Origin of the sequence: Phreatobacter sp. (assembly GCF_022843985.1) — a bacterium.
In the GTDB taxonomy this organism is placed as follows: domain Bacteria; phylum Pseudomonadota; class Alphaproteobacteria; order Rhizobiales; family Phreatobacteraceae; genus Phreatobacter.
Genome location: NZ_JALHMP010000026.1, coordinates 34710 through 59020, shown reverse-complemented (window position 1 = coordinate 59020; position 24311 = coordinate 34710). Strand labels below are relative to the sequence as shown.

The window sequence follows — 24311 nt, the reverse complement described above, 5'->3', positions numbered from 1 at the left end:
CTCTCAGCAATCAAGCGCAAATTGCCGTGGCAATTTCCCGAGCGGGAAAATTGATGACACAAACCGCCAGCTGGTCACTCCCGTCTGGCAACCGGCGCATGAGCTTGGCTCCAGATCGTATGACGACCAAGGCTTGGGACTGGCCGCTTGCCGAAGGAGGTCAGTGACGGTACTTTTCTGGTTCTTCTTGGAGTGAGGTCTGGCAGTCAAAATCGGCTTAAAAGGCAGAAAAGATGTCGATAGATGCTGGAAGCGCGATAAAATTTTCGCGCCGATTTCGCCAATTATTTCAATAGCTTGATCAAATGACGGCCCTTGGGGCGGGCTGGGCCAGCTAAATCGACAATAAACCTATTCACAACAATGACTTATGATGTACTCAAACAATTGAGTGGGAGTGAGGGCTGCGAACGGCCGCAACGCGAGCGAGACATAACGCCTGCGGGTCGAGATTTCACCCCGACGGCGGTCTCTGGGCGGGCGGAGGGCGGCCGGCCGGCCTTGCGGTCACCAGCCTTCCGCTTCGGCGATCCGTTTGGCGACCTTCATCATGAACGGCCATTGGGGAACGTCGCCGGCCATGTCCTCCGGCGCGATGTTCGCCATGATCACCGCCCCCTTGCCGCCTGTCTTCGAGGCGACCGCGAGCGTCAGGTACCCCGAGTTGAAACCGCTGTGCCCGAACCACGTGCCGGTCGGGCTGCCGTCCGGTTCGTGTTCGAACGTCTTGGTCAGATTCACGTCGAAACCGAGGCCCCAGGAGGTCCTGCACGCCTCCTTGCCGGGCTGGGCGGTCGAAAAGCACTGGCCCTCCGGCGTCGCACCTGGCTGCCGCACCATCATGGCCCGCGCGATGTCTGGCGTGATCTCACCCTGTGGCGTTCCGGCGAGCGCCTTCTGCACAGCGATCAGCACGGTTGCTACGCCGGTCGGCGTGGTCGTCCAGCCACCGGACGCCGAGGCGACGAACACGCGTGCCCCATCGGCAAGCGGCACATCCTTCGCGACGTAGGGCGTCGCCAGGCGGGCGGCATGCGCGGGCGAGACAGGCTGCTCGAAAGTATCCGCCGTCAGGCCGAGAGGCCTCAGCAGCAGATCGTCCATGGCCGCAGCGAAGGGCTTGCCCTCCAATCCCGTCAACATGGCCTGAAGCACCGTGTAGCCGGCAGGCGAGTAAATCCAGGTCCTCCCCGGCGGACGATCGACGGCGACCGTCGGCGTGTTCGCCGGCGGCTCGCCGAACAGTTCGTTGGCAAGCGAAGGAAGCGGATCGATCGGATGCGGCGGCACGGCGCCGTAGGCGTAGCGGTAACCGGAATAGTGGAACGCGTTCGTTCCGCCCGTATGCGACAGCAGCATGCGGACGCTGACCTTGCCGGGATAGGGGTTCGCGAGACGCCAGGGTCGCGCCGCGCCGAAGGGCGGGAACCGATCCAGGACCGCATCGACCTCGTCCTCGACATCGAGGCCGTGGCGCGCGAGCGCGATCATCAGGGCGAGCGCCGCGGCGGGCTTGCTCACCGAGGCCGCCTGGAAAAGGGTGTCGGTCGTCACGGGGGTGCCGCGCGCGACATCGGCGAGCCCGGAGGTGGCAGCCCACTTGACCTCGAAGTCGCTCACCACGGCGATGCTCACGCCCGGTACGCCCGCCCGCGCGCGCTCGGTTTCGAGCCATTCGTCGAACCCGCTTGGCGGTTCGGCGCGCGCGAGCGATCCGAAGAGAAGGCAGACGACAAGTGTGACCGACCCAGTTCGCTTCATCGTGCCTCCCAGCCGGCCTGTGCGTGGCGTATCCCCAGCGTCGAGGCCGTGCCGCCATGCTCCAGCGGGGAACTTTGGATATTGAGCGGGTTGAAACGGCGCGTCGGCACGGTCGATGCGGCGGTCCGCTGCTCGCGCCTTGCGGTCCGTCTATCAACCTACCACACTGATCAATCGGCAGAAAGAAGCGACGCAGAGATAGCTGGCGACGGCATGAAGGGCGTCGACGGCCGCAAGCGCCTCCCGTGCTCGGCCATCATCGAAGCCGCGGTCGCGTCCTTCCCCTCGCCCGACGGCGCCGACCGCCGCTCCCGCCAGGTCCAGCGTTTGGAGCGCGACCTCTACGTGACCGCAGCGATACTCGCCCTGTTCGTCCGGTTCTGGCTGATGATCACTCCGCCGCTCCCGCCGGCCGCGCAATCGGCCGCCACACCATGCGCGGCCGGGTCGCGCTGCAGACGATGGACATCATCTAGAACGAGGGCTACACGGCGAGCCGCTTCATCTGGGTTCATACCCAGAAGGCGACCGACCTCGGCTTTCACGACGCGGCGGTGTCGCGCGGCGCCTGGGCCAAATACGACCACGTCTCCCGCGACCCCGACGAGGAGGTCAAGGGCCTGATCCTGCGGGCCCTGGAGGCGGGGCACACGGACAACCTGCTGATCAGCCACGACGTCGGCTGGTACGATCCGGCCAAGCCCGGCGGCGGCAGCCAGCGCCCCTACACGCATATGTCCGACGTGATGATGGCGCTGCTTCGCCATGCTGGCGTCGACGAGGGAACCTTGAAGCGCCTCACCGAGGATAACCGCTCCATGCCTATGCGCGGGACGCGTGAGGGCTCGATAGATGCCGAAACCGCGAGACGATCACTCAGGCCGTTTTCCAAATCGAAACGGGAGCGTCGCGTCTTGACGGCCTCACGGTCGGAAAGAGACCGTAACAGAAGCTCATTTCTTATATTTTCCACGCCGTTACGGGGATGTAGACAGTCGAGTGGGAATGAACTGATCCTCTGGGCACCTGCGCATGAGCTACAAGACGTCGACACCGTCCCGCGAGCGCCGCGTCAAGCGCCTCTGTGTCCGGCTGGGCCTGCATCTGATGACGGCGCAAAAGCCGGACAAGCAGGTCCTCGCCCATGGCGGCTACATGCTGCGTGACGCCCGGACGATGGCGATCGTGTTCGGCGACAAGGGCTATCTCTTCTCCGCCGATCTCGACGAGATCGAGGCCTATCTGGACGCGCTGGGCTGATGGTGGCAGCGTCTTGCCGACTGGCGCAGTCCGCATCAGGACAGGGCTGAAAGGGTCCCATGACGGTCACACTCTATGGCATCACCACCTGCGACACGGTCCGCAAGGCCCGCGCCTGGCTGGATCAGGCCGGCATCGCCTATCGCTTCCACGACTTCCGCGCCGAGGGGCTCGACGCCGGGCGCCTCGCCGGCTGGCTCGACGCCCTCGGCTGGGAGGCCGTCCTCAACCGCGCCGGCACGAGTTTTCGTAAGCTGGACGAAGCGGACCGGACCGATCTCGACCGCGACAAGGCCGCGCGCCTGATCCTCGCCAATCCGACCCTCGTGAAGCGACCGGTCCTGGAGACGGCGGGAACAGCCACGGTCGGCTTCAAGCCGGAACTCTATGCCAGGCTGTTCAACCGCTGATCGCGCCCGGCGCGGGTCCCCGGTCACGCAGGGCGATCCACAGCCCCAGCCCGCAACCGGCCGCCGCGCCCATGAACGGCGCCAGCGCCGCCACCTGCGCCAAGGCCTCGCTGGAAAAATACTCCGAGCCGGAAAGACGGAGATAGGCGAGGAGCCCGAGCAGGGCCGCGCCATAGCCGCCGGCCAGCCCGATCGCCGCCCCCAGGATGGCCCGGGGGCCGCGTCCCCAGGGCTGTGAAGGGGCGGCCTGTCCGTCGGCACGCTGTCTCTGGCGGCGATGCGTGACGAAAGCGGCGCTGGTTCCGGCGACGAGCGCGGTGATGCAGGCGACGATGGGAGCAATGACGAAGAACAGCCCCATCGCGGCGGCGCCCTCGAACTGCGACACCTTGAAGAAGTCGAAGAGCATCGCGCCGATGATGACGGCTGCGACGAAACCGCCGACGAGACCGATCACCGCCCAGAGCAGTGCCCAACCGAAAATGCGCATCATCGTTCCCCCACGCCGGTCGTCCGGCCCTGGCATCATGGCGCGGCGGAGATTGCGGCTCCACGCCTCCCGGCAGGAACCATGTTTCGACGCAGGGGAGAGGGTCTGCGCCGCTACGGCGCGCGGGCCGGGCGCGGCGCCGGAAGGGGCGCGAAACCGAGAGCCGTGCCTGGAAGCGCCGGATCCTCCTCCGCGGCGGGGGCGCCGGGCTGCGGCGGGACGCCCGGCAAGGAAATGCTGCGTGGCGCGGCGGCCGCCGGTGCCCGCATTTGCAGCGGCGCCGGATCGGTCGGCGCACCAGCCGTGGCGACGGGCGGCACCGGATCGGCCGGGACGATCACCCGCGCCTGGGCCTTGTTGGGATCGGCCTCGGTGCCGGGCAGGCTGACTGGGCGTGATTGGCTCGATGCCAACGCCGGGGCCTCGGGCACCGCCGCCGGCACGGCCATCACCGGCGCGGGGGTCAGTTCGGCCTCGATCATCTCGCGATTGGACATGGTGAACACGGCGGCGGTTCCAGCCGCCATCGCGACGGCGACACTGATCATGAACAAACGGCGCCAGCGGGCCCCGCGCAGGCGGCGCGCCACCATGCGTTCCTGAATCGGATCATAGGGGGCCGTGCCGACGAGCGCCGCGGCGTCGGACGGGATGGGCTGCGCTGCGTCGGAAAATGTCACTGGAACGTGTTTCATTCGACCAAGGGCAGGTGAAGCAATGGACCGCTACCATGTCCCGCCGCGAGGAGCCAGCCGCGGGCCAATAGCGATGAACGCGATCCCTGCATGATCTGCAAATGTGGCGGTGATGGGGAGCAGCCCGAATTTCACCGCCGGGTCTGTCTGCTTTTCTCCACAAACTTGGTTTTTCTGGTCGACAGAGGCTATGCCGCCGCCTTCGTGCCGCGTTTGCGTCCGACAGGGGGAGTTGATAGGTTCCGCCGCTTCCGACAGGGGCTCGCGCGACCCGCATCGGGCGTCGCAGCTGGATTGAGACCATGGCCGATATTTTCGACGAAGTTGAAGAAGACCTGCGGCGGGCGCGGTTCGAGACCCTGTGGAAGAAGTTCTGGCCCGTCATCGTCGGCGCGGCCGTCACCGTCGTGTTCGTGGTCGGCGGCTGGCGCTTCTACGATCACCTTCAGGCCCAGCGGTCGGCCGCCGCCGGAGCGCGCTTCGAGTCGGCCCTGCGCCTGTCGCGGACCAGTGGCACCGAGGCCGAAGCCCAGTTCGCCGCGCTCGCCGCCGAAGCCCCGTCCGGCTACCGGATCCTGGCGCGGTTCCGCCAGGCGACCGAACTGGCCGTCCGCGACAAGCCTGCCGCCGCCGCGGCCTTCGACGCGCTCGCTGCCGATGCTGGCATCGGGCCCGTTCTCCAGGATCTGGCGCGCCTGCGCGCCGCCTATGCGCTGATCGACAGCGCCCCGCCGGCCGAACTCACCCGCCGCGCTGAGCCGCTCGCCACCGCCGACGGCTCTTTCCGTCATTCGGCGCGCGAGATCCTGGCGCTGGCAGCCCTCAAGGCCGGGGATCGCCCGGCCGCCGAACGCTGGATCAAGGCCATCCAGGATGACCGCGAGTCGCCCCAGGGCGTGCGCGGCCGCGCCGATCTCATGTCCACCGTCTTTTCCGCCAGCGGCAGCTGAGCACTTTCGGGAAACCGTCATGACCACCTATCGCCCCGACCGCCGACTCCTCCTGCGTACCGGCATGCTCGCCGGCCTGGGCCTCGCCCTCGCCGGCTGCGAGACGCTGCAGGATATTCCCGCGATGTTCGAGCGTCGCAGTCCGCCGCTGGCCGGCGACCGTCGCCCGGTCTTCCCCGAGGGCGTACCCGGCATCGACCGCTCGATCCAGCAGCCGGCCAATTCGCCGATCGGTGCCGCGCCGCCTCCCGCCGAGCCCCCCCCGGCCGCCGCACCGGCGCGCGGCCGCTGACCCGCATCGCCCCCACAATGACCTTCACGCTCGCCATCGTCGGCCGGCCCAATGTCGGCAAGTCGACGCTGTTCAACCGCCTCGTGGGCAAGCGCATCGCGCTGGTCGACGACCGGCCGGGCGTGACCCGCGACCGGCGCGAGGGCGAGGCGAGCCTTGGCGACCTTGAATTCACCATCATCGACACGGCCGGCCTCGAGGATACCCGCGAGGGCAGCCTGGAGAGCCGCATGCGGGCCCAGACCGAGGAGGCCATCCGCCTCGCCGATGCCGTGCTGTTCATGATCGATGCGCGCATCGGCCTGACTCCCGACGACCGCGCTTTCGCCGAACTCGTCCGCAAGTCGGGCAAGCCGGTGATCCTCGCGGCCAACAAGAGCGAGGGCAAGGTCGGCATGGCCGGGGCCTACGAGGCCTTCGCGCTGGGCCTCGGCGATCCCGTGCCGCTCTCGGCCGAGCATGGCGAGGGCATCAACGAGCTCTACGAGGCTCTCGCTGCCCTGATGCCGCCGCCCGTCCACGCTGACCCGGATGAGGACGAGGCTGCGCCCGATGTCCCCGAGGGCGACCAGGAGGCGCCGCCGGAGGACCTGTCGAAGCCGATCGCCGTCGCCATCGTTGGCCGCCCGAATGCGGGGAAGTCGACCCTGGTCAACGCCCTGATCGGCGAGGACCGTCTGCTGACCGGCCCCGAGGCCGGCATCACCCGCGATTCCATCTCGGTCGACTGGGAGTGGGGCGGCCGAAAGTTCCGCCTCGTCGACACGGCAGGGCTCCGGAAGCGGGCGCGCATCGAGGACAAGCTGGAGAAGCTGTCGGTGGCCGACGCGCTGCGGTCGATCCGCTTCGCCGAGGTCGTCGTCGTCTGCATGGACGCCACCAAGCCCTTCGAGGATCAGGATCTGCGCATCGCCGATCTCGCCTCCAAGGAGGGCAGGGCGGTCGTCATCGCCTTCACCAAATGGGACCTCGTGCCGCACAAGGGCGGCAAGGCGGCCAAGCTCCGCGAGGAGACCGATCACTGGCTGCCGCAGATCAAGGGCTGTCCGGTCGTCGCCAATTCGGCCGAGACCGGTCAGGGACTCGACCGCGTCATGCAGGCCATCCTCGACGCCCGCGTGCCCTGGCAGAAGCGCATCTCCACCAGCACCCTGGTGCGCTGGCTGCAAGAGACCATCGACCACCACCCGCCGCCGGCAGTGACCGGCCGCCGCATCAAGCTGCGATACATGACGCAGGCCAAGACGCGGCCGCCCACCTTTGTCGCCTTCTGCTCGCGCCCCGAGGCGCTGCCCGAAAGCTATCTGCGCTATCTGGTCAACGGGCTGCGCGAGAGCTTCGACCTGCAGGGAACGCCGATCCGCTTTCACCTGAAGAAGACCGACAACCCCTATGCCGAGACCGGCCGCAAGATCCAGTGAGGGGACGCCGGGGCGCCCCCGCCTGCTGGCTCAGTAGGCCACGGAGAAACGCTTGCGGACGTGCTTCGGCGTTTCCAGCTCGTCCACGAACGCGATCGCATAGTCCTCCGCCGAAATGGCGCTGTTGCCCTCCGCATCGACGAAGAACTGGTCGCCGCCAAGCCGGAACTGGCCGGTACGCTCGCCCGGCTGGATGACGGCCGCCGGCGACAGGAAAGTCCAGTTCAGCTTCGGCTCGGTCTTGAGCTTGTCGAGGAAGGCGCCGCCCGCCCTGGCCTCGTTGAGATAGATGGCCGGAAACTGCGGCGTGTCGAAGAGCTTCACGCCCGGCGCCACCTCAAGGCTGCCGGCGCCGCCGACGACCAGATAGCGCGGCACGCCCGATTCCTTCGCCGCACCGATCAGGGTGTCCGCATCGGAGGCGAGATAGTGCACCGACGAGATCGCCACGTCGTGGCCACGATAGGCCTCGGCGAGGGCGATGCGGTCGAAAGCGTCGACGGCCTTCGCCGTGACGCCCGGCAGGACGGCGATGCCGTCGGGTTTGCGGGCCAGCGCGGTGACCGTATGGCCGCGGCTGGAGAGTTCGGCGAGGATGCGCGATCCGACCATGCCGGAGGCGCCAAGCAGGACGACTTTCATCGGGTATCTCCTTATGCTAGTATCCGATGGAGACTAGATAGCGAATGGTAATCGCTTTCGAAAGAAGGCACTTTTCGGTCACGTGGTCACGTGGAGGGAACCATGGGTGAGCCCCGCATCATCGAACTGGCGCCTCGGCCCCTGCCGAAGGACCTGACGCCGGATGTTTTCGTGGCGGAGTGTCCGACACGCCGGGTTCTGGACCGCGTCGCCGACAAATGGGCCGTGCTCATCCTCATCCTGCTGGCGGATGGCACCAAGCGCTTCAACGCCCTGAAGCGCATGATCGGTGGCGTGTCCCAGAAGATGCTGTCGCAGACGCTGAAGAGCCTCGAGCGCGACGGGCTCGTCGCGCGCCGGGCCATTCCGACCGTGCCGGTGACGGTGGAATATTCGATCACGCCGCTGGGCCGAACGCTGCACGCCGCCGTCGATCCGCTGCGGATCTGGGCGGAGACGCATATCGCCGCAGTCGAGGCCGCACAGGCCCGCTACGACGCGGAGCAGCGGCAGGGATAGGAACTCTGGTACCGTCTCAATCCCGGCTTAGGTTCACAGGTCCCGCGGGTCCGAAGCCTGCGGCGACCGTCAGAACCGCCGGATCAGACCAATGCGGCCGGTATGGAAATCCGTCGCGCCGAACGCGGCGCGATAGCTGCTCGGCCGATCGCCGGGCGAAATCGTTCTTACGGTCGTTGCGGTGGCGTTGCTGTTCGCGAGTCGCACATAGAGATACTCGGCGCTGACGCTCCACTGGGCGTCAATCGCGAATTCCATGCCGAGCCCGGCCGCGAGCCCTGCTTTGATGCTCGACTGAGAGCCAGTGAAACACGGGATGCCGGGAGCCGTGCAGATGTACGAAACCCCTCCTAAGCCTCCGCTGACAAATGCACTTGGGCCGTCGAACCGGTAGCTGCTGCCGTTCCGCACGTCGGCGAGCGCGAGGCCTGCGGTCGCATAGACAAGGACACGGTCGGACGCCACCAGGCCAAGACGGCCGCGCAGCGTCGCCCACCATCCGACGCGCTGCTCCGCCGTGATCGTCTGGGTGAACGAGGGCGGTAACAGGTTACTCGTCCCGGAGCCGCGGCCAGCGAGCGAGGTGATGTTCAGGTCGGCCACGATGCCGGCGACCAGCGTACCCGAGCGCATGTCATAGCCGGCCACCAACCCGCCTGTGACGCCCGACAGCGAGACCCCGTGGGAGGGGACCGCCTGGTTGCCCGCGAACGAGGAGACACCGGTCAGTCGGCGGATGATGGCCTCGTCATTGCCTGTGTAGGTCAGGCCACGAGAGCCGACCGCCGCACCGATGGTCACGCCGACATAGCCGCCGGACCAGAGATTCGCGGCGGCGGGCGGCAGCGGCGCAATGGTTTGCGCGGCGGCCGCGGTGGACGCAGCCAGTCCGACTGCCAGGATCGCGAAAAAACGAATCGCCATGCCCAAACCTCCGCCAAGAGCGAACACGGTACCATAAAACCGGCTGTCCACCGTGACGCGGCCACCACAGTGCCGAGGGTTCAGCAGCCGTGTTCGACTCCCTGGCGGCTCACGCCGGGTCGCGGAAACTCTTCCAGCTGCGCGCCGGATAATCGTAGAGCCGGCCATTCTCCGTGACCGACGGACGGCACATCGCGACGATGGCCTCCGCGGCCGCCTCGGGCGGCTCCAGCGTCTGCGGATCCTCGCCCGGCATGGCCTGGGCCCGCATGGTCGTGCGGATCGGCCCCGGGTTGAACAGATTGACGCGAACCTTCGTCGTCTCGTTTTCGGCGGCATAGCTGCGGGCGAGGGCATCGAGCGCCGCCTTGGTGGTGGAATAGGGGCCCCAGTAGGCCCGGCACTTGGTCGCGGCGCCTGACGTCACGAAGACCGCCCGCCCTGCCTCGGACACCTGCAGCAGCGGGTCGAAGGAGCGGATCAGGCGCCACTGCGCCGTCAGGTTCACGGCGACGATCTGGTCCCAGTCCTTCGGCACGACGTGGCCGAGCGGGGAGATCGGGCCGAGGATGGCGCCATTGGCCACCAGCACGTCCAGCCGGCCCCAGCGCTCGTGGATCGCGAGGCCGAGGCGGTCGAGCCCGTCGCCATCGCGGAGGTCGAGCGGCACCAGGGTGGGCGCAAGGCCGCCAGCCTGCCGGATGGCGTCGTCGAGGGATTCCAGGCCGCCCTGGGTGCGGGCCACGGCGATGATCTGGGCGCCGCCGGCGGCGAGGGCGAGGGCCGTGGCGCGGCCGATCCCGCGCGAGGCGCCGGTGACGCAGGCGATGCGTCCGGAAAAGGGTCTGTCGGTCATGGGGTCCTCGAGGCCGTCCTCGTCAGCTCGCCTCGGCCAGCAGCGAGAGCTGCTTGGCGCCTTCGCCCACGAGGTCGGTGATGGTCGTGGGATAGTCGCCGGTGAAATAATGGTCGGTGAACTGGGGCTGCGCAGCATTGCGCCCCGGCTCGCCGAGCGCCCGATAGAGACCGTCGATCGAGATGAACGCCAGAGAGTCCACACCGAGATAATCGCGCATCGCGTCGATCGACATATGCGCGGCGAGCAGCTTGTCCTGGTCCGGCATGTCGATGCCGTAATAGTCGGGGAACTTGATCGGCGGCGAGGCGATGCGGAAATGCACTTCGCTGGCGCCGGCATCGCGCATCATCCGCACGATCTTGCGCGAGGTCGTGCCGCGCACGATCGAGTCGTCGACGAGGACGAGGCGCTGGCCCTCGATCACCGCACGGTTGGCGGAATGCTTCATGCGGACGCCCTGGTCGCGCACCGACTGGGTCGGCTGGATGAAGGTGCGGCCGACATAATGGTTGCGGATGATGCCGAGCTCGTAGGGAATGCCCGAGGCCTGGGCATAGCCGATGGCCGCCGGCACGCCGGAATCCGGCACCGGCACGATGACATCGGCCGGCACGTTCGATTCCTCGGCGAGGATGGCGCCGATGCGCTTGCGCATGCCGTAGACGTTCTTGCCGTCGACGATGGAATCGGGACGGGCGAAATAGACATATTCGAAGATGCAGGGGCGCTTGCGGCGGGCCGGGAAGGGCCTGATCGACTCGAGCCCACGCTCGTCAATCACCACCACCTCGCCGTTCTCGACCTCGCGCACGAAGCGGGCGCCGATGATGTCGAGCGCCACCGTCTCCGAGGTCAGGATGAACTTGCCGTCGAGCTCGCCGATCACCAGCGGGCGGATGCCGAGAGGGTCGCGGGCGCCGATGAGCTTCTTGTTGGTCATGCCGACGAAGGCATAGCCGCCCTCGATCTGGCCCAGCGCATCGATGAAACGGTCGACGAAGCGGTTGCGGCGCGACCGGGCGACAAGGTGGAGGATCACCTCGGTGTCCGAAGTCGCCTGGTAGATGGCCCCGTCGGCGATGAGGCGGCGGCGCAGCGTCAGGCCGTTGGTGAGGTTGCCGTTGTGGCAGGCGGCAAAGCCGCCGGTCTCGAGTTCGGCGAAGAGCGGCTGGACGTTGCGCAGGATGTTGCCGCCGGTGGTCGAATAGCGGGTATGGCCGATGGCGGACTGTCCTGGCAGACGCTCGATCACCTCGCGGCGGGAGAAATTGTCGCCGACGAGGCCCATCCGCCGCTCGGAATGAAATCGTGCCCCGTCGAACGAGACGATGCCCGCCGCCTCCTGGCCACGGTGCTGGAGGGCATGCAGACCGAGCGCGGTCAGCGCCGCGGCGTCGGGATGGTCGTAGACACCGAAGACACCGCATTCCTCGTGCAGCCGGTCGGTATCGACGTCGAGCACAAGCCCGTCGCCGGCCGGCTCGTCAGCCTCGTCGTGGCGGACTTCAAGGGATTGCGTCATCGCATCCTCATCGCTGGAAAACCTCGGTCGTCAGCCCGTCGCGTCATATGCAAGCTGATCCGCCGGAACGATAGGTCCCTCCCATGCACGGCGACCATGCGCCGAGAGAACAGCCGGCACAAGCCTCAGGGCTGGCGTGGCGGCGTCGCCCCCGGTGCGGCGGGCGGTGTCGCGGTCGCGGGCGGCGTGCCCGCCGCCGGCGGCGTGGTGCCGGGAGTCGTCCGGTTGAGGCGGCGCAGGATGTCAGATCCCTCGATGTCCTGCGGCAACTGGGCGATCAGCCAGTCCTTGGTCTGTTCGAGCAGGGCATAGGACTTGGCGCGGGTCACCCAGTCCGGCCGGTTCGGGCCCGGAACAAGCCAGGTGAAGAAAGCGAAGGCAACAACGACGATGACGAGCCCGCGTCCCAGGCCGAAAAGGAAGCCGAGGGTACGGTCCAGCACGCCAATCTTGGAGTCGAGGATGGCGTCGGAGATCTTGATGGTGATCAGCGACACCACGACCAGCACGGTCAGGAACACACCGGCGATGACGATCGCCTTTGCCAGCAATTCGTTCGAGACCTGGGTCTGAGCGATCGGCAGCAGCCGCGGATAGGCGTACCAGGTCGCGATCGCCGCCAGGGCCCACGAGGCGATCGACAGAACCTCGCGGACGAAGCCACGTACCATCGCCAGCAGCGCGGAGATCAGCATGATCGCGGCGAGGCCGATATCGAGATAGGTGACCGGCATCGATTTCGGCTCCGGAATGCTGTGTTCGGGCGCCGCGAGTCACCAGAACCCGTGCGCGACCTCGCGCTTATAGCGAGGCGGGTGGCCCGCGTCACCCCGTCAAGGGTGCGGGCGATCCTCACCATGGATCGCGGCCGGAATTATGGCGTGCGCCGGCAACATGTGTCGCGCTAGGGTCGCGGACTGGCTGCGGGCAATGTCACGGCCTTGGGCGGCGTCACGCCCATCGAGACATAGATGCTCATCAACTGGTCGATGCCGATATCCGCTGGACTTACCCAGTGTTCCGGCACGTAGATCAGGCCACCGCCGATGGGCACTGGCGCGGTCGGCACGAGAATGCCGAGATAGCGCTGATCGCCCACCATGACAGGCTCATGCGAGGGGAGGAGGGCGAGCACCGCTGCCCCGCCCGGCTCGCCGCCGAAGAAGCACCAGACGGGGCTCATGCTCTTCAACCCGTCAGCATCCTTGCGGTCGACCATCGAGACGAAACGGCGTGACAGTTCGTAGACGGTGCCGATCAGCGGGATCCGCCGCATGATGCGGTCAAGGGCATCCTGCAGCCGCTCCTGCAGCACGATGGCGATCAGGCCGAGAAGGTAGATCAGCCCGACGACCATCAGGATACCGACGAGATAGGCAGCCAGGGACGAAGACGAAAATCCGAGGCCGAGCGAGGTCAGGAACCGGCCGACCCCGGTTCCGGGGCCGACGAAGCCGTAGACGAAGGTCACCGACCAGACGACGACGAAGGCGGTCACCGCCAGCGGCAGCAGCAGGAGGACGCCGGCCAGGAAGACGCGTCTCAGATTGCCCATGGTCAATCTCCCCCTCGCGCCGGGTCAGGCCCCGGCCGCCGCTTTCGGTCTGTCCCGTCCCACGCCGGAGGCCGCGATGTCGGCGACCAGCGTTGACAGTCCGGTGACGGCCTGGACCGAAAGACCGGCTTCGCTCATCTCGCCGCGGGCGATCTCCGGCACGACGGCCTTGGTGAAGCCGAGTTTCTTGGCTTCCTTGAGGCGGGCCGCGGCCTGCGCCACCGGCCGGACCGCGCCGGAGAGGCTGACCTCGCCGAAATAGACCGCGTCCGCCGGGAGGACCGCGCCGGACAGCGACGACACCAGCGCCGCGGCAACCGCCAGATCCGCCGCCGGCTCGGCGATCCTGAGGCCGCCGGCGACGTTGAGATAAACATCGTAGCCACCGAGCCTGACGCCGCAATGGGCGTCGAGCACCGCCAGCACCATCGACAGGCGCGCCGGGTCCCAGCCCACCACCGCCCGCCGCGGTGTCCCGAGGGTGGAGGGGGCGACGAGGGCCTGGATCTCGACCAGCACTGGCCGCGTGCCCTCCATTCCCGCAAAGACGGCGGTACCGGGAGCGCCGAGATCGCGCCCGGCGAGGAACAGTTCCGAGGGGTTCGGTACCTCGCGCAGGCCCTTGCCGGTCATCTCGAAGACGCCGATCTCGTCGGTCGGGCCGAAGCGGTTCTTGACCGCCCGCAGGATGCGGAAATGGTGGCCGCCTTCGCCCTCGAAGCTCATCACCGCGTCGACCATGTGCTCGACGACGCGCGGGCCGGCAATCTGCCCGTCCTTGGTGACATGGCCGACGAGGATCACGGCGGCTCCGGACTTCTTGGCATAGCGGATGAGCACCTGCGCGGCCGAGCGCACCTGGCTGACCGTACCGGGCGCGCTTTCCACCGAATCCGTCCACATGGTCTGGATCGAGTCGATCACCACCAACCGTGGCGTGACGCCCTCCGACAGGGTCGCGACAATGTCCTCGACATTGGTCTCGGCGGCGAGTTCGACCGGCGACGCCGTAAGACCCAGCCTTTCGGCCCTCAGCCGCACCTGGCCGACCGCCTCCTCGCCGGAGATGTAGACGACCCGGTGGCCCATGCGGGCGAGCCGCGCCGAGGCCTGGATGAGCAGGGTCGACTTGCCGATGCCGGGATCGCCGCCGATCAGGATCACCGAGCCCTTGACGAGGCCGCCGCCGAAGACCCGGTCGAGTTCGCCGACCTGCGTCTCGGTGCGCGGCGCCTGATCGTTGACCCCGTCGAGTCCGGCCAGCGCGAAGGCCCGGCCGCGCGTCTTGCCGCCCTTCGCCGGGGCGCCGCCGACACCGGTCGTCGCCACGGTCTCTTCGGCGATGGTGTTCCATGCGCCGCAACTCTCGCACTTGCCTTGCCAGCGGCCATAGGTAGCGCCGCAGGACTGGCAGACAAATGTGGTGGTCGAGCGGGCCATGTCAGCCGGTATAGCGGCGATGGTAGCGTTTGCCGAGGCTCGTCAGGATCTCGTAGCCGATGGTGCCGGCGGCCTCCGCGACATCGTCGACACCGATACCGTCGCCGATGAGGGTCGCGCTGTCACCGGCGGTGACCGGTCCCGCATCGGTCACGTCGATAGCGAGGAGGTCCATCGAAACCCGGCCGGCGGGCTGGCAGATGACGCCGTTGACCCGCATCGGCGCGCCGGTCTTGCGATCGGTGGAGCCGGCCTGGCGGAGATAGCCGTCGGCATAGCCTACCGAGACGACGGCGATGCGGCTGTTGCGCCCGGCTGTCCAGGCGGCCCCATAGCCGACCGTGTCGCCGGCCCGGATGCCGCGCACCTGGACGATCGGCGCGTCAAGGCGGACGACCGCCGCCAGCGGGTCGCGTCCCGCCACGAAACGGGCGCCGTAAAGCGCAATTCCCGGCCGCATCAGGTCGTGACGGGCGGCGGGGAGGGTGCAGCCGGCGGAATTGGCCAGCGAGCCGGGAATGCCGGGAAACAGCCCCCGGATCTGATGGAACCGGTCGATCTGCCGGGCGGTGAGCGGGTGGCCCGGCTCGTCGGCGCAGGCCAGATGGCTCATGAGAAGGGCGGGCTCGAAGGCCAGCGATGCTGCGCCGGGCTCGGCGAGCAGGGCAGCCTCGGCGAGGTCGAGGCCGAGCCGGTTCATGCCCGTATCGACATGGATCGCGGCGGGAAGGCGGCGGCCGACCGTCTCGCAATGGGCGGCGAAGATCTCCACGTCCTCGCGGCTGCCAAGGACCGGGCGGATATCGTGCTGCAGGTAAGTGTCGAGCGCCGCGCCGAAAAGGCCGTTCAGAACATAGATCGTGGCGCCCGGCGCCACCGCCCGCAGGCGGCGTGCCTCGGAGAGGTGTGCCACGAAGAAGGTCGTGCAGCCGGCCCCGGCGAGCGCCGGGCCGGCCTTGTCGATGCCGAGGCCATAGGCGTCCGCCTTGACCACCGCAGCCGTGGCGACGCCGCCGCCCATGGCGGCGAGGACCCGGTAATTGGCGGCGAGGGCGCCGAGGTCGATGGTCAGGACGGCGCCGGCCTCGTGCAGCGGGATGGTCATGCGCTCACTCGAACCGTTCGGGCAGGCGGTCGGCATCGGCGAGGTCGGAGAAGCGCGTCACCGAATCCTCGAATTGCAGCATGACCGTGCCGGTCGGGCCGTGGCGCTGCTTGCCGATGATGACCTCGGCGCGGCCATGGACCTGCGCCATGTCGGTCTGCCATTTCAGATGTTCCTCGGTGCCGGGCTTCGGCTCCTTGTTCTTGAGGTAATATTCCTCGCGGAACACGAACATGACGGCGTCGGCATCCTGCTCGATGGAGCCGGATTCGCGCAGGTCCGACAGCTGCGGGCGCTTGTCGTCGCGGCTCTCCACCTGACGGGAGAGCTGCGAGAGCGCCATGATCGGCACATGCAGCTCCTTGGCGAGCGCCTTCAGGCCGGTGGTGATCTCGGTCAGCTCCTGCACCCGGTTCTCGCCTTTCTTCGACGAGCCCGACAGCAGTTGGAGATAGTCCACCACCATGAAATCAAGGCCGCGCTGGCGCTTCAGGCGCCGGGCCCGCGCCGCCAGCTGGACGATGGACAGGCCGCCGGTATCGTCGATGTAGAGCGGCAGCGCCTGGATCTCCTGCGCCGCCTGGGTGAGCTTGTAGAACTCGTCCTCGCGCAGGTCGCCGCGGCGGATCTTGTAGGAGGGGATCGCCGCCTGTTCGGCAACGATACGGGTGGCGAGCTGGTCGGAGCTCATTTCCAGCGAGAAGAAGCCGACAATGCCGCCATTCGTGGTCTTGTGCGTTCCGTCAGGCTCGACCTCGAATTTGTAGGCCTTGGCGATGTTGAAGGCGATGTTGGTGGCCAGCGCCGTCTTGCCCATGCCGGGGCGCCCGGCGAGGATGACGAGGTCGGAATGCTGCAGGCCGCCGAGGCGCTGGTCGAGATCGGTCAGGCCGGTTGAGATGCCCGACAGCTTGCCATCACGCTGATAGGCTGCCGCGGCCATGTCGAGGGCGCGCGCCATGGCGTCGGTGAAGCGCCGGAAGCCGCCGTCATAGCGGCCGGTCTCGGCGAGTTCGAACAGGCTCTTTTCGGCGTCCTCGATCTGGGTGCGCGGTGGCATGTCCACCGGCGCGTCATAGGCGATATTGACCATGCCCTCGCCGATGAGGATGAGGTTGCGGCGAATGGCGAGGTCATAGATCGCCCGGCCGTAATCCTCCGCATTGATAATGGTGGTGGCCTCGGCCGCGAGGCGTCCGAGATATTGCGCCACGGTCATGCCGCCGACATCGATGGCGGCGTCGTTCATGAAGGTCTTGAGCGTCACCGGCGTCGCGATCTTGCCGGCCCGGATCAGCTGCGAGGCGATCTCGTGGATCTTCTGGTGCAGCGGATCGAAGAAGTGCTTCGGCTCCAGGAAGTCCGAAATGCGGTAGAAGGCCTCGTTGTTGACCAGGATCGCGCCCAGCAGTGCCTGCTCCGCCTCGATATTGTGCGGGGCCTGGCGGAACGGCAGGTCGGACGGACCGATGGATTTCAGGGCGGGCAGGGCGGACATGGAGCTTCTGGGTCTGGGCTGGGACGAGCCTGTCTAGCAGGCCGGAGCAAGGCCGGTGGCAGCAAACACCATCATCGCCCGATCTCCCCGATTCTCACAGCCTCGGACGATGCGAGAGGGAGAAACCGCTGCAGCCGGTTGACTCCGCCCCCCGTTGCGTGCGGGGGCGCGGGTGCCCGGCTGTGGCGGCGGCGCCACGGTCGCTACCAAGCAAGCGTGGCGGGCGCCAAGACTTCGGCGGCAGCGTTACTTGGCCCGCCCTTGGAAACGCGACGTTAAGATTAACGTGCGATCCATCGTGGGAACCGCAATCGCGGTGAATCGTTCATTTCCAAGGGGCGCTCCCATGTTCAAGCGTGTCGCAATACCCATGGCCGCGGCCGCGGTTCTCCTCTCGTCCGGTGTCGCCGGGGCGGCCGACCTCGGCGCCCCCATCCTGCGTGGCTCCGAAGTCGTCGAGCCTGCCTACGATCATGTCGACAAGTGGAGCGGTGTCTATGTCGGCGCCGCGGTCGGCATGCAGGTGGTCCGCAATTCGGGCTTCCATTCGGACGCGACGGGAGCGGCGAACCCGAACTTCCCCAACTACCACTATGACTATGCCGGCGCGCGTTTCAGCTACGGCCTGCACATGGGCCTCCAGCGCATGTTCGGTCAGTTCGTCATCGGCGCCGAGCTCGATTTCGACGGTCCGCAGGCGCGCATCCATTCGCCCTGGTACAATGGCAACCCCGCCTATTCCGGCGGCGTCGCCGGCAACATCTACCAGCAGCGCGTCGCGCTCAACTGGCAGGGTTCGCTGCGGGGTCGCCTTGGCTTCGCGCACCACAAGTCGTTGCTCTACGTCACCGGCGGCCTCGCCTTCGCAAATATGACGGTCTGCACGGTGCTCGACGACTGCATCAACGGCGCCAACCACGTCGTCCGCTATTCCAACACCCGCATGGGCTGGACGGTCGGCGCCGGCATCGAGCACAAGTTCAACTATAACTGGTCGGTCCGCGCCGAGTACCGCTACACCAATTTCGGTTCGCGCTCCTGCCTCGCCACCGCCGCCTGCTCGATCGATCCGAATGCCTCCGACATCAACAACCGCGTCGAGACCCACGCCTTCCGCTTCGGCGTGAGCTACCTGTTCGGCGGGCCGGCCCTGGCGGCAGCCCCGATCATCGCCCGCTACTGATTGCGGGGACAGGTCGCCGCCCCCCGGCCAGCCCCACCGAAAAGCAGAACGCCCGGTCTCGCGACCGGGCGTTTTGCGTTGGATGAAGGCCCGCCGCGCGAACCCGGCCGGACCGGGGATCAGCCCTCGGAATCGCCGAACTCTTCCGGGTTGAAGGTCTCGAAGGTCGGCTCGTCGGCGCGCTGGGTGAGATCCTCGCCCTCGGTCTGGCGGTTGGCCTCGCCGGCGGAGCGGGCGACGTTGACGGTGACGGTCGCATCGACCTCCGGATGCAGCGACACGGTGACCTTGTGCAGGCCGATCGCCTTGATCGGCGTGTCGAGCTGGATCATGGCGCGCGACACGGTGATGCCGGCCGCGGTGATGGCGTCGGACAGATCGCGGGCCGAGACCGAGCCGTAGAGCTGGCCGGTTTCGCCGGCCTGGCGGATCAGCACGTAGGAGGTGCCGTCGAGTTCGGCAGCGACCGCCTCGGCATCCTTCTTCAGTTCGAGATTGCGGGCCTCAAGCTGGGCCTTCATCGTCTCGAACTTCTTGCGGTTGGCCTCGGTGGCGCGCAGCGCCTTGCCGGTGGTCAGCAGGAAGTTGCGGGCATAGCCCGGCTTCACGTCGACGACTTCGCCCATATAGCCGAGCTTGGCGACGCGCTCGAGAAGAATGACCTGCATGATGATGCTCCTTGTTCAGTCAGTTGAATGTCATGTGTTGAAGGGAGGCGCGGGCGGCTTTCGCCGTGCCCGGATGTCGAAGAGCACGTCTGCCAGACCGGCGAGCGCGACGAAGATCATGGGCCAGCCGATCACCATGGCGAGCGCGTAGAGCAGTCCGAGCGCGAAGCCGCGCATCCCCCAGCCGCGGGTGACGTCGTGGGCCAGGGCGAAGCCCTGGAGGGCGTAGATGGCGAGGCCGACCGCGAGGATGATGGACGCGATCTGGCCAGGGAAACCGCCCGCAAAGGATCCGATGGAGCCGGCGAGCAGGGCCAGCGCGGTCCATTTGGGCAGCTTGAGGGCGGCGAGATCAGGCCATGGGCGGATGAGGCGGCCGGAGGCTCTGACGATGCGGCCGGCGAAATAGAAGTTGATGGTGGTGACAAAAGTCCACACCACCGCGCCGGCGACGGGGACGGCCGCCGACATCAGCGCCACCAGCGCCTCGCGGTCGGTGCTGCCGACGTTGACCTGTTCCAGCGTTCGGCCGACGGCCTGCCGGATCGACGCCTGGAAGGCGACATAGTCGAGCCCGTAGAGCGCGATGATGGCGAACAGGGTCAGACCCACCGCGCCGACGCCGATCACCGTCAGGATCATGCCGGCCGGCATCCACTCGACGGCCTGCGGATCCTCCTCCGTCGGCGCCGGGCGCAGCGACAGGGCGGCATAGGTCAGAACCCAGGCCGGCAGACCGACGGACAGAAAGAAGAACAGGCCGAACTGCGAGCGCAGGGCCAGCGACAGGGCCAGCGCCCCGATCGCCGCGGCGAAGGCGCCGGCATAGTGGCCCCAGCCGAGCCCGGCGATCAGCACGGGCAGCGCGGCGAAATAGAACAGGACGAGCGCCATCGGGCTCCCCGACGCAAGCGTCGCGAAGAGGAGTGCGGAGGCAAGTCCTGCCCCGAAGGCGATGGCGAGGGTCGGTCCCATCGTCAGCTGTCCCGCTCGTTTCTGAGGGTTAGGGGAAGATCCCCAGCTTCAGCCGTGGCGGTTGGAACCGGCACGGCCGACGAGTCACGTCGTGAGAAGGCACGTTTCGAGCCGCCGGCGGCGGGACGCGGGGCGTCCCGCCACGCGGGGCAAGCTTACTTGATCACGTAGGGCAGAAGGCCGAGGAAGCGGGCGCGCTTGATCGCCTGGGCGAGTTCGCGCTGCTTCTTGGCGGACACCGCCGTGATGCGGGACGGAACGATCTTGCCGCGCTCTGAAATGTAGCGCTGCAGGAGACGGACGTCCTTGTAGTCGATCTTCGGCGCGCCCGGGCCGGAGAAGGGGCAGGTCTTGCGACGACGGAAGAAGGGGCGACGGGCGCCACCGGCTGCGGCAGACATGGTCACTCCTCCGTCTGTTCGACTTCGGCGGAGGCTTCGACATCCCCGCCATCACGGTCACGGAACCGGCGCGCACCGCCGCCACCGCCACCACCACCAAAGCCGCCGCCACCGCCGCCGAAGCCGCGGTCACGACCGCCGCCGCCGCCGAAGCCGCGGTCGCCGCCGAAGCCGCGCTCGCCACGATCGTCACGGTCGCGCTTCTGCAGCATGGCCGACGGGGCCTCCTCGAGCTCCTCGACCCTGACGGTCATGAAGCGGAGGATGTCCTCGTTGATCGCCATCTGACGCTCCATCTCGGCGACCGCCGCCGGGGGAGCATCGATGTTCATCAGCGTGTAATGGGCCTTGCGGTTCTTGCGAACGCGAAAGGCGATCGACTTGAGACCCCAGGGCTCGACCTTGGGCACCGCGCCGCCATGGGCTTCGATAACGCCCTTGTACTGCTCGGCAAGCGCTTCGGCCTGCTGAGACGTCACGTCCTGGCGCGCCAGGAACACATGTTCATAGAGAGGCATTCGGCCTGTCTCCGGTTCGAGTGACGCTTTGTTCGGCGCGAAGCCCCCCGAGCCCTGGACAGGCCCGACAGTTTTCTCGAAGGCGGAGACACCGGACGCCGGATGAACCCATCCTGCAGGCAAGCCTGCCGTCCGTACAGCCACCGGCCGACCGAAGCGAAGCCGGCCTTATACGCGAACCGCGCCGGGATTCAAGGCTGTTCCTGCAGACGGCACCCCCGGTCGCCGCGGCCTCCTGCGCCGGGCGACGGAACCCGATGCGCCGCTCGCGGGTTCTCGCACCGGTGACCATGAGGAGGCGACAATGGCAGCCAAGCCCCAGTCCGGTCTCCGGCGCCCCTCGCGCGACATTGCAGGTTCTGCCCCCAGCGGTGCGGCCGGCAACCGCGGCGACGACAAGGCCGGAGGCGACGAGATCGGCGCGGGAACCTTCGCGGACAAGCCCAGCGAGCCCGACGACCTCACCCGCGGCGCGCCGCCGAAACCGAAGAAGCGCTACAGCCTCGCCGACTGACCGCCATGATCCTGCCGTGATGGAATGAAAGAAACCGCAATAGTTCGCGAGGCGGACCCTTCCGGGAGCGACTCCATGGCCGACATCCACCACACCACCCGCCGCGGCTGCGTCCTGACCGCGCGCGATCTGACAATGATCAAGCGCAAGTTCGACCGGACCTGCGAGGAGCTCGGCGTCTATGCCGAGGATGATCGGGCGCGGCACGCCCTCGGGCGCGCCCTGCTGGCCGCGGTGGCCCGCGGCGAGACAGAGCTGCTCGCCGACGAGGCGCCCGATGCGGCCGGCACCGAGACGCTGTTCTTCGAGGGCGAGGAACTCGTCGTCGCGCTCACCGAACGCGCCGGCCACTGAGCCTGGCCGTCAGGGTCAGGCCGCATCGGCCTCCCGGCGCCAGGCCGGGAAGGGGTCGGCGAGGCGGGCATGATCCTCGGGATTGAAGCGCGTCGCCGAGGCCCGCCCGACAAGGCAGCCGTCCAGCGCGGCGCGCATGGCCGCCTCGTCCATGCCCGTGCCGATGAAGACGAGTTCCTGCCGGCGGTCGCCATAGACCGGGTGCCAGTGACGCTTCAGCATCTCCCGCCATTCGTCCGACTGCGGCCAGCGCGCCTTCGGCACCGCGATCCACCAGAACCCCATGGCCGAGGTGCGGCAGACCGCGCCGGCGATCGACAATTCCCCGCACCAGTTCGGGCGCGTCGCCAGCCAGAAATGGCCCTTGGCGCGGATGAGCCCCGGCCAGGTCGCCTTGAGGAAGGCGTCGAAGGCGACGGGATCGAAGGGCCGGGCGGCGCGATAGACGAAGGAGGAGATGCCATATTCCTCGGTCTCCGGCACATGGTCCTTGAAGCCGTAGAGCTCCTTGGCCCAGAGCGGGTGCATCTCCGCCCTGTCCGGGTCGAAGCGTCCCGTGGCCAGGACCTCGTCGAGAGCGACCTTCGCGAAGTCTGTGGTGATGACCCGGGCATCCGGGTTGAGCCCGCGCACCACCTTGAGCACCAGGTCGGCCTGGGTGGCGCTGACGTCTGCCATCTTGTTGACGATGATGACGTCGGCGAATTCGATCTGGTCGGTGAGAAGGTCGGCGAGGGTGCGCTCGTCCTCCGCGCCGGCCGTCTCGCCGCGATCCCTCAGGTAGTCGCGGCTGCCGAAATCCTTCAGGAGGTTGATGGCGTCGACCACCGTCACCATCGTGTCGAGCCGCGCGACATCCTCCAGCGCCTGGTCCTCTTCGTCGCGGAAGGAGAAGGTCGCCGCGATCGGCAGCGGCTCGGCGATTCCGGTGCCCTCGATCAGCAGGTAGTCGTAGCGGCCGCTCTCGGCGAGGCGCCGCACCTCCGTGAGCAGGTCGTCGCGCAGGGTGCAGCAGATGCAGCCATTGGTCATCTCGACCAGCTTCTCGTCCGTCCGCGACAGGTTGGCGCCACCGTCCCTGACAAGGTCGGCATCGATGTTCACTTCAGACATGTCGTTGACGATGACCGCCACCCGCCGGCCCTCGCGGTTGTTGAGGATGTGGTTGAGCAGGGTCGTCTTGCCGGCCCCGAGAAAGCCGGAGAGGACGGTGACGGGCAGGCGGGCATCGGCGTTCATGGGACCCTCGTGTGTTATAATATTACATATCGGGCTTGGCGCCGGCCCCGCAAGAGGCGTTTGAAACCTTTCCAGTGTGAAATCACGTGGTCCATCGCTTGACTTGGCGCCGGCCCGATGCCAGTCCCGCGCACCTTCTTCTGGGGCGTCGCGAGGTCCGGTCCATGACAGCCGCATTCACCTTTCCCGGTCAGGGCAGCCAGAGCGTCGGCATGGGCAAGGCGCTGGCCGACGCCTTTCCCGTCGCCCGGGCGGTCTTCGACGAGGTCGATGCGGCGCTCGGCCAGAAACTGTCCGCCGTGATGTGGGACGGCCCGATCGAAACGCTGACCCTGACCGAGAACGCCCAGCCGGCGCTGATGGCCGTGTCGCTGGCGACGATCCGCGTGCTGGAGGCGGAAGCCGGTCTCGACCTCGCCCGCGACGCGGCCTTCGTCGCCGGCCATTCGCTCGGCGAATATTCGGCGCTCGCCGCCGCCGGCACCTTCTCCATCGCCGATGCGGCGCGGCTTCTGCGCATCCGCGGCAATGCCATGCAGGCGGCGACGCCGGTCGGCACCGGCGCCATGGCGGCGATTCTCGGTCTCGACTTCGAGGCCGTTGTCGCCATTGCAGCAGACGCTGCCGCGGGCGAGATCTGCCAGGCGGCCAACGACAATGGCGGCGGCCAGGTGGTGATTTCCGGCCACAAGAGCGCCGTCGACCGGGCCTGCGAACTGGCCAAGGCCCGCGGTGCCAAGCGCGCCATTCCGCTGCCCGTCTCCGCGCCGTTCCACTGTGCCCTGATGCAGCCCGCCGCCGATACCATGGCGGAAGCCCTGGCGAAGGTCGCGGTGAAGGCGCCGGTCGTCCCGGTCGTCGCCAATGTCCTCGCCGCGCCGATCAGCGACCCCGCCGAGATTGTCCGGCGCCTGGTCGAACAGGTCACCGGCACGGTGCGCTGGCGCGAATGCGTGAACGTCATGGCCGGAGCTGGCGTCACCACCTTCTACGAGATCGGTTCCGGCAAGGTGCTGACCGGCCTCGTCAAGCGCATCGCCGACGGCGCCTCCGGCATCGCCGTGGGCTCGCCCGACGACATCGCCGCCTTCAAGGCCGCGCGCGGCTGAACGGCAA

General features: G+C 67.7%; 28 protein-coding genes and 1 pseudogene. 11 read left to right on the top strand and 18 right to left on the bottom strand.

All coding sequences use genetic code 11. The features are described from left to right. Window positions 1-507 precede the first annotated feature (507 nt). Window positions 508-1761, bottom strand: coding sequence for a serine hydrolase (locus Q0C57_RS16680; RefSeq protein WP_296577799.1), 1254 nt, complete (start codon window positions 1759-1761; stop codon window positions 508-510). Window positions 1762-1992: 231 nt separating this feature from the next. On the opposite strand from Q0C57_RS16680, the pseudogene Q0C57_RS16675 reads away from it, so the two are divergent. Next, window positions 1993-2190, top strand: a pseudogene (locus Q0C57_RS16675) (CopG family transcriptional regulator); the annotation flags it as partial. Here the strand turns inward: Q0C57_RS16675 and Q0C57_RS16670 are convergent. Further along, a complete protein-coding gene (locus Q0C57_RS16670; RefSeq protein ID WP_296577814.1) occupies window positions 2103-2528 on the bottom strand; it encodes a hypothetical protein in 426 nt (141 codons plus the stop codon). The pseudogene Q0C57_RS16675 and the gene Q0C57_RS16670 sit on opposite strands and share 88 nt — an antisense overlap. A gap of 265 nt (window positions 2529-2793) precedes the next feature. On the opposite strand from Q0C57_RS16670, the gene Q0C57_RS16665 reads away from it, so the two are divergent. Both Q0C57_RS16665 and Q0C57_RS16660 read left to right on the top strand, forming a co-directional pair. Beyond that, window positions 2794-3021: a hypothetical protein gene (locus Q0C57_RS16665; RefSeq protein WP_296577797.1), complete on the top strand. Its 228-nt coding sequence runs from the start codon at window positions 2794-2796 to the stop codon at window positions 3019-3021. A gap of 59 nt (window positions 3022-3080) precedes the next feature. Next, complete coding sequence (locus tag Q0C57_RS16660) at window positions 3081-3431, top strand: ArsC family reductase (RefSeq protein WP_296577795.1); 351 nt, start codon at window positions 3081-3083, stop codon at window positions 3429-3431. Here the strand turns inward: Q0C57_RS16660 and Q0C57_RS16655 are convergent. Together Q0C57_RS16655 and Q0C57_RS16650 are read right to left on the bottom strand one after the other, a co-directional pair. Then, window positions 3421-3921: a hypothetical protein gene (locus Q0C57_RS16655; protein WP_296577793.1), complete on the bottom strand. Its 501-nt coding sequence runs from the start codon at window positions 3919-3921 to the stop codon at window positions 3421-3423. The genes Q0C57_RS16660 and Q0C57_RS16655 overlap by 11 nt on opposite strands. A gap of 113 nt (window positions 3922-4034) precedes the next feature. Then, the gene (locus Q0C57_RS16650; RefSeq protein WP_296577792.1) at window positions 4035-4511 is read right to left on the bottom strand and encodes a hypothetical protein; all 477 of its coding nucleotides are present in this window, start codon (window positions 4509-4511) and stop codon (window positions 4035-4037) included. A gap of 407 nt (window positions 4512-4918) precedes the next feature. Here Q0C57_RS16650 and Q0C57_RS16645 point away from each other — a divergent pair, with 407 nt between their 5' ends. The 3 genes from Q0C57_RS16645 to der are packed head-to-tail and all read left to right on the top strand — an operon-like array spanning window position 4919 to window position 7279. Further along, window positions 4919-5566: a tetratricopeptide repeat protein gene (locus Q0C57_RS16645; protein ID WP_296577790.1), complete on the top strand. Its 648-nt coding sequence runs from the start codon at window positions 4919-4921 to the stop codon at window positions 5564-5566. Window positions 5567-5585: 19 nt separating this feature from the next. Beyond that, the gene (locus tag Q0C57_RS16640; RefSeq protein ID WP_296577789.1) at window positions 5586-5858 is read left to right on the top strand and encodes a hypothetical protein; all 273 of its coding nucleotides are present in this window, start codon (window positions 5586-5588) and stop codon (window positions 5856-5858) included. 17 nt (window positions 5859-5875) lie between these two features. Next, window positions 5876-7279: a ribosome biogenesis GTPase Der gene (gene der, locus Q0C57_RS16635; protein WP_296577788.1), complete on the top strand. Its 1404-nt coding sequence runs from the start codon at window positions 5876-5878 to the stop codon at window positions 7277-7279. Window positions 7280-7309: 30 nt separating this feature from the next. Here the strand turns inward: der and Q0C57_RS16630 are convergent, their stop codons facing one another. Further along, entirely contained in the window at window positions 7310-7921 is a 612-nt protein-coding gene (locus tag Q0C57_RS16630) for an NAD(P)-dependent oxidoreductase (RefSeq protein ID WP_296577786.1), read from the bottom strand. 102 nt (window positions 7922-8023) lie between these two features. Here Q0C57_RS16630 and Q0C57_RS16625 point away from each other — a divergent pair, with 102 nt between their 5' ends. Continuing rightward, window positions 8024-8440: a helix-turn-helix domain-containing protein gene (locus Q0C57_RS16625; protein WP_296577784.1), complete on the top strand. Its 417-nt coding sequence runs from the start codon at window positions 8024-8026 to the stop codon at window positions 8438-8440. A gap of 69 nt (window positions 8441-8509) precedes the next feature. Here Q0C57_RS16625 and Q0C57_RS16620 read toward each other — a convergent pair whose 3' ends face one another. The 8 genes from Q0C57_RS16620 to Q0C57_RS16585 all read right to left on the bottom strand — a co-directional run bounded on the left by Q0C57_RS16620 (window position 8510) and on the right by Q0C57_RS16585 (window position 17343). Further along, the gene (locus tag Q0C57_RS16620; RefSeq protein WP_296577783.1) at window positions 8510-9364 is read right to left on the bottom strand and encodes an outer membrane beta-barrel protein; all 855 of its coding nucleotides are present in this window, start codon (window positions 9362-9364) and stop codon (window positions 8510-8512) included. A gap of 109 nt (window positions 9365-9473) precedes the next feature. Continuing rightward, window positions 9474-10220, bottom strand: coding sequence for an SDR family NAD(P)-dependent oxidoreductase (locus Q0C57_RS16615; protein ID WP_296577781.1), 747 nt, complete (start codon window positions 10218-10220; stop codon window positions 9474-9476). Window positions 10221-10242: 22 nt separating this feature from the next. After that, a complete protein-coding gene (gene purF, locus Q0C57_RS16610) occupies window positions 10243-11745 on the bottom strand; it encodes an amidophosphoribosyltransferase (protein ID WP_296577779.1) in 1503 nt (500 codons plus the stop codon). A gap of 125 nt (window positions 11746-11870) precedes the next feature. Beyond that, window positions 11871-12479, bottom strand: coding sequence for a CvpA family protein (locus Q0C57_RS16605; RefSeq protein ID WP_296577777.1), 609 nt, complete (start codon window positions 12477-12479; stop codon window positions 11871-11873). Window positions 12480-12649: 170 nt separating this feature from the next. After that, the gene (locus Q0C57_RS16600; protein ID WP_296577775.1) at window positions 12650-13300 is read right to left on the bottom strand and encodes a DUF502 domain-containing protein; all 651 of its coding nucleotides are present in this window, start codon (window positions 13298-13300) and stop codon (window positions 12650-12652) included. A 24-nt stretch (window positions 13301-13324) separates the two neighbouring features. After that, window positions 13325-14740 (bottom strand): DNA repair protein RadA, encoded by a 1416-nt coding sequence (radA, locus tag Q0C57_RS16595; RefSeq protein WP_296577773.1) that lies wholly within the window; start codon window positions 14738-14740, stop codon window positions 13325-13327. Between the two features lies 1 nt (window position 14741). Next, on the bottom strand, window positions 14742-15845 hold the full coding sequence (gene alr / locus Q0C57_RS16590) for an alanine racemase (RefSeq protein WP_296577771.1): 1104 nt from the start codon (window positions 15843-15845) through the stop codon (window positions 14742-14744). 4 nt (window positions 15846-15849) lie between these two features. Further along, a complete protein-coding gene (locus Q0C57_RS16585) occupies window positions 15850-17343 on the bottom strand; it encodes a replicative DNA helicase (protein WP_296577770.1) in 1494 nt (497 codons plus the stop codon). A 346-nt stretch (window positions 17344-17689) separates the two neighbouring features. On the opposite strand from Q0C57_RS16585, the gene Q0C57_RS16580 reads away from it, so the two are divergent. Then, the gene (locus Q0C57_RS16580) at window positions 17690-18526 is read left to right on the top strand and encodes an outer membrane beta-barrel protein (RefSeq protein WP_296577768.1); all 837 of its coding nucleotides are present in this window, start codon (window positions 17690-17692) and stop codon (window positions 18524-18526) included. 119 nt (window positions 18527-18645) lie between these two features. On the opposite strand, the gene rplI is transcribed toward Q0C57_RS16580, so the two are convergent. The 4 genes from rplI to rpsF all read right to left on the bottom strand — a co-directional run bounded on the left by rplI (window position 18646) and on the right by rpsF (window position 21088). Next, window positions 18646-19194, bottom strand: coding sequence for a 50S ribosomal protein L9 (gene rplI, locus Q0C57_RS16575; protein WP_296577766.1), 549 nt, complete (start codon window positions 19192-19194; stop codon window positions 18646-18648). Between the two features lie 30 nt (window positions 19195-19224). Then, window positions 19225-20169 (bottom strand): DUF2232 domain-containing protein, encoded by a 945-nt coding sequence (locus Q0C57_RS16570; RefSeq protein WP_296577764.1) that lies wholly within the window; start codon window positions 20167-20169, stop codon window positions 19225-19227. A 155-nt stretch (window positions 20170-20324) separates the two neighbouring features. Next, a complete protein-coding gene (gene rpsR, locus Q0C57_RS16565) occupies window positions 20325-20570 on the bottom strand; it encodes a 30S ribosomal protein S18 (protein ID WP_296577762.1) in 246 nt (81 codons plus the stop codon). Between the two features lie 2 nt (window positions 20571-20572). Continuing rightward, complete coding sequence (gene rpsF, locus Q0C57_RS16560; RefSeq protein WP_296577759.1) at window positions 20573-21088, bottom strand: 30S ribosomal protein S6; 516 nt, start codon at window positions 21086-21088, stop codon at window positions 20573-20575. Between the two features lie 304 nt (window positions 21089-21392). Between rpsF and Q0C57_RS16555 the strand changes: the two genes are divergently transcribed. Both Q0C57_RS16555 and Q0C57_RS16550 read left to right on the top strand, forming a co-directional pair. Continuing rightward, window positions 21393-21602 (top strand): hypothetical protein, encoded by a 210-nt coding sequence (locus tag Q0C57_RS16555; RefSeq protein ID WP_296577757.1) that lies wholly within the window; start codon window positions 21393-21395, stop codon window positions 21600-21602. Between the two features lie 75 nt (window positions 21603-21677). Further along, window positions 21678-21956 (top strand): hypothetical protein, encoded by a 279-nt coding sequence (locus Q0C57_RS16550; RefSeq protein ID WP_296577756.1) that lies wholly within the window; start codon window positions 21678-21680, stop codon window positions 21954-21956. A gap of 15 nt (window positions 21957-21971) precedes the next feature. Here the strand turns inward: Q0C57_RS16550 and zigA are convergent, their stop codons facing one another. Further along, the gene (gene zigA / locus Q0C57_RS16545; RefSeq protein ID WP_296577754.1) at window positions 21972-23195 is read right to left on the bottom strand and encodes a zinc metallochaperone GTPase ZigA; all 1224 of its coding nucleotides are present in this window, start codon (window positions 23193-23195) and stop codon (window positions 21972-21974) included. A 164-nt stretch (window positions 23196-23359) separates the two neighbouring features. Between zigA and fabD the strand changes: the two genes are divergently transcribed. Beyond that, a complete protein-coding gene (gene fabD / locus Q0C57_RS16540) occupies window positions 23360-24304 on the top strand; it encodes an ACP S-malonyltransferase (protein WP_296577753.1) in 945 nt (314 codons plus the stop codon). Window positions 24305-24311 lie beyond the last annotated feature (7 nt).